8 protein-coding genes, 1 tRNA gene and 1 pseudogene are annotated in these 8,312 nt (G+C 58.1%); 6 read left to right on the top strand and 4 right to left on the bottom strand.

Annotated elements, in window-relative coordinates; translation table 11 throughout:
- Positions 1 to 484 (bottom strand): annotated as a pseudogene (locus ACH2EH_RS22760) (hypothetical protein); the annotation flags it as partial.
- Between the two features lie 16 nt (positions 485 to 500).
- Positions 501 to 1,076, bottom strand: coding sequence for a Uma2 family endonuclease (locus tag ACH2EH_RS22755; RefSeq protein ID WP_395145357.1), 576 nt, complete (start codon positions 1,074 to 1,076; stop codon positions 501 to 503).
- A 78-nt stretch (positions 1,077 to 1,154) separates the two neighbouring features.
- Here ACH2EH_RS22755 and ACH2EH_RS22750 point away from each other — a divergent pair, with 78 nt between their 5' ends.
- The 3 genes from ACH2EH_RS22750 to ACH2EH_RS22740 are packed head-to-tail and all read left to right on the top strand — an operon-like array spanning position 1,155 to position 2,841.
- Positions 1,155 to 1,637 (top strand): peptidylprolyl isomerase, encoded by a 483-nt coding sequence (locus ACH2EH_RS22750; protein WP_395145355.1) that lies wholly within the window; start codon positions 1,155 to 1,157, stop codon positions 1,635 to 1,637.
- 5 nt (positions 1,638 to 1,642) lie between these two features.
- Positions 1,643 to 2,557, top strand: coding sequence for a TonB family protein (locus ACH2EH_RS22745; RefSeq protein WP_395145353.1), 915 nt, complete (start codon positions 1,643 to 1,645; stop codon positions 2,555 to 2,557).
- Between the two features lie 2 nt (positions 2,558 to 2,559).
- Entirely contained in the window at positions 2,560 to 2,841 is a 282-nt protein-coding gene (locus tag ACH2EH_RS22740) for an acylphosphatase (protein ID WP_309694263.1), read from the top strand.
- A gap of 44 nt (positions 2,842 to 2,885) precedes the next feature.
- Here the strand turns inward: ACH2EH_RS22740 and ACH2EH_RS22735 are convergent.
- Positions 2,886 to 2,957: transfer RNA gene (locus ACH2EH_RS22735), tRNA-Ile, on the bottom strand.
- A gap of 208 nt (positions 2,958 to 3,165) precedes the next feature.
- On the opposite strand from ACH2EH_RS22735, the gene ACH2EH_RS22730 reads away from it, so the two are divergent.
- Both ACH2EH_RS22730 and ACH2EH_RS22725 read left to right on the top strand, forming a co-directional pair.
- The gene (locus ACH2EH_RS22730; RefSeq protein WP_395145351.1) at positions 3,166 to 3,549 is read left to right on the top strand and encodes a hypothetical protein; all 384 of its coding nucleotides are present in this window, start codon (positions 3,166 to 3,168) and stop codon (positions 3,547 to 3,549) included.
- Positions 3,550 to 3,552: 3 nt separating this feature from the next.
- Complete coding sequence (locus tag ACH2EH_RS22725; protein ID WP_395145350.1) at positions 3,553 to 5,655, top strand: NosD domain-containing protein; 2,103 nt, start codon at positions 3,553 to 3,555, stop codon at positions 5,653 to 5,655.
- Here ACH2EH_RS22725 and ACH2EH_RS22720 read toward each other — a convergent pair.
- Entirely contained in the window at positions 5,633 to 6,856 is a 1,224-nt protein-coding gene (locus ACH2EH_RS22720) for a thermonuclease family protein (protein ID WP_395145348.1), read from the bottom strand. The genes ACH2EH_RS22725 and ACH2EH_RS22720 overlap by 23 nt on opposite strands.
- A gap of 177 nt (positions 6,857 to 7,033) precedes the next feature.
- Here ACH2EH_RS22720 and ACH2EH_RS22715 point away from each other — a divergent pair, with 177 nt between their 5' ends.
- On the top strand, positions 7,034 to 8,164 hold the full coding sequence (locus ACH2EH_RS22715; RefSeq protein ID WP_395145346.1) for a hypothetical protein: 1,131 nt from the start codon (positions 7,034 to 7,036) through the stop codon (positions 8,162 to 8,164).
- The last annotated feature ends 148 nt before the right edge of the window (positions 8,165 to 8,312 follow it).

Raw genomic sequence — 8,312 nt, 5'->3', positions numbered from 1 at the left:
GGGTCTCGGTGGGTTTCTTGATTCTAGCTCCGCCTCCGACAATGCTGGCTATGTTAGAGAAATAGAAAACGGGCGCGTCGTACCACTCCGGGATCATCTCCAGCCCGCGCTTCTTGCGGGCGTTTTTCACATGGGCCTCGAAGGCATAAAAGTCGCGGAAAGAGGGGATGTTCTTCACGGGTGGCAGCAGCTCAACATGGCTGAGTTGCTTGGCGAACGGCTTGACGGCGGCATCCCAACGGACAGGCAAGCCCGCAATCGTGCGCAGCCCAAGCGGACGATAGGAAAGCAGCCAGGCAATACTATCTATTGGAGCGTCGGCCCAGTCCAGAAGCCGTGCAAGATCGGCCTCAACAAAGGCGTGCTGTACCGGCAAGACATACTCTGTCTGCGGCACAACCACGCCCAAGACTTGCTCCAGTCCCTGCTGGTTTTCAGAAGTGACCCGCGAGAGCGGGAGAGGAATATACCGAACAAACTTCATGGGAGGGCCTTACTTTTCAAGGCAGTAAATCCTGAATCATCAGCTGACTTTCCGCAGCAAGCGCAACAACGGAAACGTTTTCCAGTAGAGTCTGCACGGAGCCATAGCCATCGTCGCTTGGCTGGCGGTGAACAATCAGGCGACGGCCTTTGACATCCACCACCCAGTACTCAGGAATTCCAGCGCGGGCGTAGGACTCCGCTTTATCCGTTCGATCGGTGCGCAGCGTGGCATCGGCAACCTCGACGACAAGCAGCACTTCACATGCAGGCGGATTATCTGAATAGTCTTCCAGCGGCAGGCGCGTCACGAAGACATCGGGTTCGGGCTCGTTGAGATCATCCAGGACAATCGGGGCTTGTGCTCCCACCCGATCACGTCCAAACCGATCTTCCAGTGCATGGGTCGTTCGACGGCAACTGACGACGTGGGGCTTGTTCTGTGGCAATTTCTCTACCAGGACACCATTGAGCAGCTCGTAGCGAGCCTGCTCGACGAGTCCTGCCTCTAACAAAACGGCGACATGGGCGCGAGTGAGACGGAACGTACGCCCGGCTTCAGAAATCGAGGGAACTGCCACCACTGTGCTCATAGAGGTATTATAGCGCACCAAAAAACTCGTAACCGGAAAGACACTCAGGTGCTCTCAGGGGGCAGGTACAATATAAATATGGATCCACGACAAACACCCCAGAAAACTAAACGGCCTCTGGCAATTATTGAAACATCCAAAGGTGTCATTCAGATCGTTCTCTACCCAGATATCACCCCCAAGACCGTCGCGAACTTTATCAAGCTAGCCCAAAAAGGGTTTTATAATGGCCTAACTTTTCACCGAGTCGAGCCTGGCTTTGTGATTCAAGGCGGCGATCCAGCGGGCAATGGCTCGGGAGGGCCGGGCTGGAAGATTCCTAATGAAAAAAATGGCATTCTCAAACACAACCGAGGTGCCGTGGCGATGGCAAATGCCGGGCGAGACACTGCGGGAAGCCAGTTTTACGTGGTGATCGGCAAACCCGCCCCGAGCCTTGACGAAAAAGAGCCCGATGGTGTCAATAAATACACGGTCTTCGGACAGGTCGTGGCCGGACAGGCAGTGGCGGAGAAGATCGCCATCGGCGACAAGATGCTCAAAGTAAAGATCGTGGAGTAGAGTCAATGCTCAGTGTCCTAGCCCTTTTACTGCTCTCGAATCCTCTCGTTCAGACTCCCCCCCCGGCGCAAAAGCCGCCCGTAGCGGAGAAGAAAGTAGAGAAGAAAAAAGACGAGAAACCTAAAAAAGAAGAAAAGCCAAAAGTTCAAAAGCCTAAGAAACAGGCCGAGCGGCCCGTTGCTACTCTCGAAACCGCAAAAGGGACGATTCAAATCGAGCTAGAGCCCACCGAAGCCCCGGTTGCTGTCTCAAACTTCATCAACCTGGCACAGCGTGGGTTCTACGACGGCCTCACGTTTCACCGAATCGAGGCGGATCTGATTCAGGGCGGTGACCCTCTGGGCAATGGCACGGGCGGGCCGGGCTACACAATCCCCTACGAACAAAACCGGGGCCTCAAGAACACCAAAGGCGTCGTCGGGATGGCGCGCGGCCCGGAGCGTGACTCCGCCGGGAGCCAGTTCTACATCCTCAAACGCGATGTCCCCGGCTTCGATCTCAATGGCTACACACTTCTCGGGCGGGTCACGGCGGGGCAAGACGTCTTGGAGAAGCTTGTGGTGGGAGACAAGATCACCCACGCCAGTGTCACCGTGCCCTCCAGCTACAAACCGCGCACCTTTGGCCCCACGCACCCTGCGGAGCCTCAGGCGCTGTTCTATCCAAACCTGCCAGAGGATGCCGCATCGCGCACCTACAGCCGCACCGTCAAAGTCAAAATTGCCGTGAGCGTCACGGGAGGTGTAGATGTCAACCTGACTCAGGGTTCGGGTGATGAGGAGATTGACGATGCTATTTTGGAGGCGATCCGTCAGTGGCAGTGGCAGCCCGCTCTCAAGAATGGGCAACCGGTGGCGCAGACCCTAGAGTTTGTGTATGATCTAGCAACGCACTCACGCCGTGTGGGAGGAAAAGAGTAACTATGATCCGTTTAAGTGCCAAGGTTCAGGGCAATGTACAGGGAGTCGGTTTTCGCTACTGGGTACACCACACTGCCCAGCGTCTCACCGGAGTAGGTGGAGGCTACGTCAAGAACCTTTCGAATGGCAGTGTCGAAGTCGAGGCGGAGGCTCTAGAGCGCGCTCCGTTACAGGCGCTCCTCGCGGAACTCCACCGTGGTCCCGCGCAAGCGCAAGTCACCGCTGTCGAGGCGCAGTGGGAAGAAGATGTCGAGGGCCGTCACCTCTCTTTCCGGGTAGCGTAGCCGCCGAGGAGTGAGAAAAATATGGGCCTGGTGGGTAAAAGATATGGGCCTGGCAGGATTCGAACCCGCGACCAAGGGATTATGAGTCCCGCGCTCTACCGCTGAGCTACAAGCCCGAAAGACGCTGGAATTATACCATACCGCCATACCGCTCCCATTCACGCGCCCAGAGGGCACCCGGTCTTATTGTCGCTTCGCGACACGAAGGCCCTCCGGGCCATACAGATTGATTCGGGATGGGCGGTACGCCCTTTGTGTCCGAGGTACGAGGACAATATCACGCCCCCGTTCATGGGGGCGAAAAATAAGGAAAATTAACAAACTATGGCATCTGACATGATCAAGCTAGGTGGTCTCTGGACCAACAAAGACAAGAACGGCAAGACCTTTCTGACGGGCAAGCTCTCGCCTCAAGTGAAGATACTAATCTTCAAAAATGAGTACCGTGAAGCAGAGAACCAGCCGACGCATGTGATGTATCTCTCGCAGGTCGAGGCACAGCCAGGAGAAGATAACAAGAAGCCCGAGCCGGAGGCAGATGAGTTCTTCGCCGAAGGCGATGCGGCTCCCCGTCCGATGGCCCCCCGCGCCGCCGCGCCCGCGCCCCGTGCCCCCGCCGCAGCACCCGCCCCCGCGCGTCCTGCCGCGCAGCGCCGCCCGTCCCCACCGCCCGCCGACGAAGAGCTCGACGATCCGTTCGCAGAGTAACCCATGCAACTACCAGCAACCCTCACCACCTCGCGCAAGTTTTCGCGAGGTGAGTTTTTTATGCCCGAAGGCATCACCATCACAGGAGACAATCTCACGGTGGACTTCGGAGGCGCAACGCTTCGTGGCACGGTGCCAACAACGGAGCCCGATAAACGCGCCGGGGTTGGGGTGCGTGTCACGGGCAAGAATATCACGCTCAAGAATCTACGTGTTCAGGGCTACAAAGTCGGGGTGCTGGCACGAAGCTGTCTGGGGCTGAAGCTGGAGAGCATTGACGCGTCGGATAACTGGAAGCAACGGCTCGCCAGCACGCTAGAAAAAGAAGATTTATCGGACTGGATGAGCTTTCACCAGAACGAAAAAGACGAGTGGCTGGAGTACGGCGCGGCGCTCTATCTAGTGGACTGTGCGGGTTTCTCGGTGCGCAAGTGCACGGCGCTGCGCGGGCAGTGTGGCCTGATGCTCACGCGCTGCAACGATGGCCTTGTGGCGGGGAACAACTTCTCGTTTCTCTCCGCAATTGGGCTGGGAATGTACCGAAGCTCGCATAATAAAATCCTTCAGAATAAAATAGACTGGTGCGTGCGCGGTTACAGCCACGGTGTCTATAATCGCGGCCAGGACTCGGCGGGGATTCTGATCTACGAGCAGAGCAGCGAGAATCTCTTTGCCTACAACTCCGTGACGCACGGCGGCGACGGCTTCTTTCTGTGGGCGGGCCAGACCACCATGGACACCGGGCGTGGCGGCTGCGATGACAACTTAGTTTTCGGCAATGATTTCTCTCACGCCCCCACCAATGGGATCGAGGCGACTTTCTCGCGCAATGCCTTTGTCAATAATTTAATTTTAGAGTGCTGGCACGGTGTCTGGGGCGGCTACAGCTACGAGACAAAGATTGTCGGGAATGTCTTCGGGTTTAACGCCGAAGGGATTGCCATCGAGCACGGACGAGACAATGCCATTTCGCACAATCTCTTTCACCGAGATCTCACGGCGATTAATCTCTGGAAGAACCCGACCCAAGACCCAAACTGGGCCTATGTCCGCAAGCACGAGACCACCAGTCGGGATTACGATATCGCCTACAATCGCTTTGTTGGCTGCACCAAACCCCTGAATATTCGCGCCACGGACCGCGTGCGGGAGACGTCAAACACCACCGACACCACACGCTTTCCCGCCGTGATGCAGCCCAGCGGCAATACTATTGTTGCCACTGAGACCGATAGGAAAGCCTACCTCAAGCGCTTTCAGCTTCCCTGGAGTCCGACTTCAAGTCCGGCAGCCACAGTGCAGGGCTTCGTTGAGCCTGCACCAATCTCCGGTGTGCCCATGCCGTTTCTTCCGAAAAACACGCTCCGTGGACGGCGCTATATCTTCGTGGACGAGTGGGGACCGTACGCCTTTGACCGCCCCCTACTCTGGCCGCGTGGAGACGGTCATTATGATATTCTCGGGCCGAAAGGACGCTGGCGCTTGGTCTCCGCTGATGGGGTGACGCTCTCCGCAAAGTCTGGGAGCGTGCCCGATACCGTAATTATCACGCCCAAAGGGCAGGGTGGGCAGGCAAAAGTGGAGCTGGAGTATCTTGGGGAGCCCACGCGAGACTACCGAGGAATCGTGACGCCTAAGGGGAAACCCATGCGTTTTGGCTTCTCGCACTTTTTCGCGCCCATAGACTGGAGTGTTTCTTTCTACCGCTGGAGCAAGCCTGAAAACCCCACGGAGGTTCACAGCGCCCCCGCCCCCGCGCACTTTGCAGAAGTAATCCAGGGCACACCGCTGAAGACCGAGAAGCGCGATCGGCTGGACTACGCAGGCAGCTCCTTTGGCGCGGGGATACCTAATGACCACTACCTGACTATTGCTGATGGAAAGTTCTCTGTACCACCGGGCGCGTATCTCCTAGAGATCACAACCGACGATGGTTGCCGTGTTTGGCTGGATGGCAAGCCGATTCTCACGGAAGCCTGGAAGTACCAGGGGCCAACACTCTACCCCGTCGCTGTCACGCTGGGCGGAGCGCACACGCTACGCGTGGAGCACTTCCAGATTGACGGCTACGCAGCTCTCCGGGTCAACCTGCGCCCGAAACCGTAAAATAGCCCCCTAATACAAGCGCGAGCACTGCCGCCACAATCAAGCCGATGGTTGCACGGACGGGCAGAAGAGTCAGGCGGCGCTCATCCCCTTCGATCACCAGCACGGTCTGCTTAGCTAGATCACCAAGCTCGCCGTAGAGCACCAGAGTGACATCGGAGGGAATAAAGAAAACCTCCGTGCGGATGTCGCCCCCGTAGGAGTGGGCGTGCCACCGCTCCACGGGAATGTCGTTGTAAAAGCGGGCGATTCGGATAGGCTTGTAGAGGCACTCCTCCACGGAAACCCGAACCTCGCCTGAGCCATCGTCGAGGATAAACGGACACGCGTCGGTCTCATTGTAGGTGGTACGCCAGGCACCGTCACGGAAAATCTGGGTAACTTCGTGGACATAGAGGCCAGGAATATGTCCCGCGATACTCGCCACTTGCTCCCCCGCCGCATGGGCTAACCCCCGAAACTTGAGAGGCCCGGTTCGCCCCTGCGCATCCACGCGCAGCTGAGCATCAGCAAGCACTGTCGGACGTTGGCGCAGACGACGCGCATCGCGGCTGACCCGCTCAGCAAGAGTAAGTAGCCCAGCAGCCCCAAGAATTCCCAGAACCATGGGCCAGAGCAAGGGGGATTTAACAGAGGGCACAGACGGGGCAACAACAGATTTCGAGGGTGTATTTTTAGCAGCAGGAGTTGGCGAAGGAGTTCCGGCGAGCTTTGTCGGCGCAGCGGGAATCGGAGATGCCCTCGGCGCGGGCGAAGCTGTTGGTGCGGGAGAAGTAATCGGTGCAGGGGTTGCCCGGTCTTTTTGCCACTGCTTGATCTGCTGCCGCAAGCGGATCGTTTCCGCCTCGTTATTGCCCCAGACACCGGCGTGGGCAACTTGAGCACGCCCTTGCGCCGCCGCGAGATCCCGGCGGGTGGGAGCGTAGCGCGCGGACCAAGTTGCCAGCCCCTGCTCGGTCAGCTCGATGGCGATATTATGCGCACCAGGTAGGTAGCTGACATCACCATAGACAATTCCCTTAGCTGCCGTCCCTCGGACGCCCACCTGCACCGGCTGCCCCAGAATGCGCCCCTGAGTCCACTCCTTAGCGACCGCTGCCAGATTGCCCTCATGGGGACACTCGATTCCGTGCAGACGCACCTTAAGAACCCATGAGTCTAACTGAACAGAGAGCTGATCCCCACGCTCAATTTCCGTCACCCTTCCCTTAAATGCATCCTGGGCAACCACAGGTGCGCCCAAGCAGAGCCAACAAAAAAAGAAAAACAAGTACCGCACACGCAGACGTTCACCATTGCCCTTGTAGTTTCCTGCGGGAGGAAGTTTGGTTGCATCGCCGAATATTAGTGACAACTCAACTTTAGGAGATTAGTAAAAATGATCTTTTCTCGACGATCCACGGTGATTGCAGGAGCCGTTGCTCTGATAGCACTCCCCGCACAGGCACAAGACATTACTTTTGGAGGCGATGCCCGAGCTTTTGCCATGGGTGGTGCTGGTATCGCTTCGCTTGCCGGTAATAGTATCAGCGGGATGGGCTCACGCAACAACCCGGCCTCGCTGGCTTTTGCCAAAGGCCTGATGCGTGTTCACTATCCCAATATCGGCGCACGTGCGAGCGGTGCGATCTCTCTGGACAAGGCGGCCAACTTCCTTCTGACCAGTGGATCCGGTGCGGATGCCACCGATCTAGCACGTCGCTTCGCCTCCGAGACCTCCGGCTTTGGCCTCAACGCGAGCCTGGGGCTGCGCCTCGGTCCCGTCGAGTTTCTGGCAAGCGGTGTCGGGCAGGGCTACGTTCTGCCAAATGCCTCCCTTCAGACGTGGGGCAAGAACGGCGCAACGGGCAGCGTTCCCAGCGATGCACGCGCCGATGTGCTGGCGACCGCTATTTACTCGCTGCCCCAGATCGGGTTCGCCACGCAGCTCAAGTCCGGCAGCGGCGGCGAGAACTTCAATATAGCAGTCGGTGCCCGGCTTAAGTACATGAACGCGATCTACTCGCACTTCTTTGGAGAGAAGGCAACACTCGATTCCAGTGCGGACGCGCTACGTGCCCCGGAGATGAATGGGCAGGATACTCTCACCAAAAAGGGACTCGGGGCGGATCTAGGGATCATGCTAGAGTCCAAGAAGTTCCTGGGTTTCTCCGGGGGCCTCGTGATCGCTAACGCCGTCAAGCCAAACTTCACCTTCGTTGGTCAGTTCGGTGCGAATGCCAATGGCGGTGGCGGAGCGCGCACCTACAACCTGCTCGCCACCACGGCGACGGCGGGGGTGGGTTTCCAGAAGGGCGGAATGACTGCCGTGGCGGATCTCGTAGACATCACGGGGGCCGTGGGAAAAGCGGAGCTGCGGGTGGGTGCGGAGCAAAAACTCGGCCCGATTGCTCTGCGTGCGGGCTACAACAGCGCGACGGGCTACACCTACGGGCTTGGCCTCGGCGGATTTGATATTGCCCTGGGCAAGCGCCAGCCTCTGGAAGTTGTCCGCACCTTCAAATTCTAGTTTCGAGGGATCAAGATCCTCTCGCTAGGGGCTACGCCGGGCACCCTCCGGGTGCATAAACCAGCGTAGCCCCTGCTGGTGCTAAAGCCTACATCCATCTCGCCGTGGGGCCGAAGTCGGCGCGGTAGTACTCGCTGACATGCGTTCC

Origin of the sequence: Armatimonas sp. (assembly GCF_043760365.1) — a bacterium.
Taxonomy (GTDB): Bacteria; Armatimonadota; Armatimonadia; order Armatimonadales; family Armatimonadaceae; genus Armatimonas.
The sequence above is the reverse complement of the archived record's forward strand: the minus strand, read 5'-3'. Positions and strand labels throughout refer to the sequence as shown.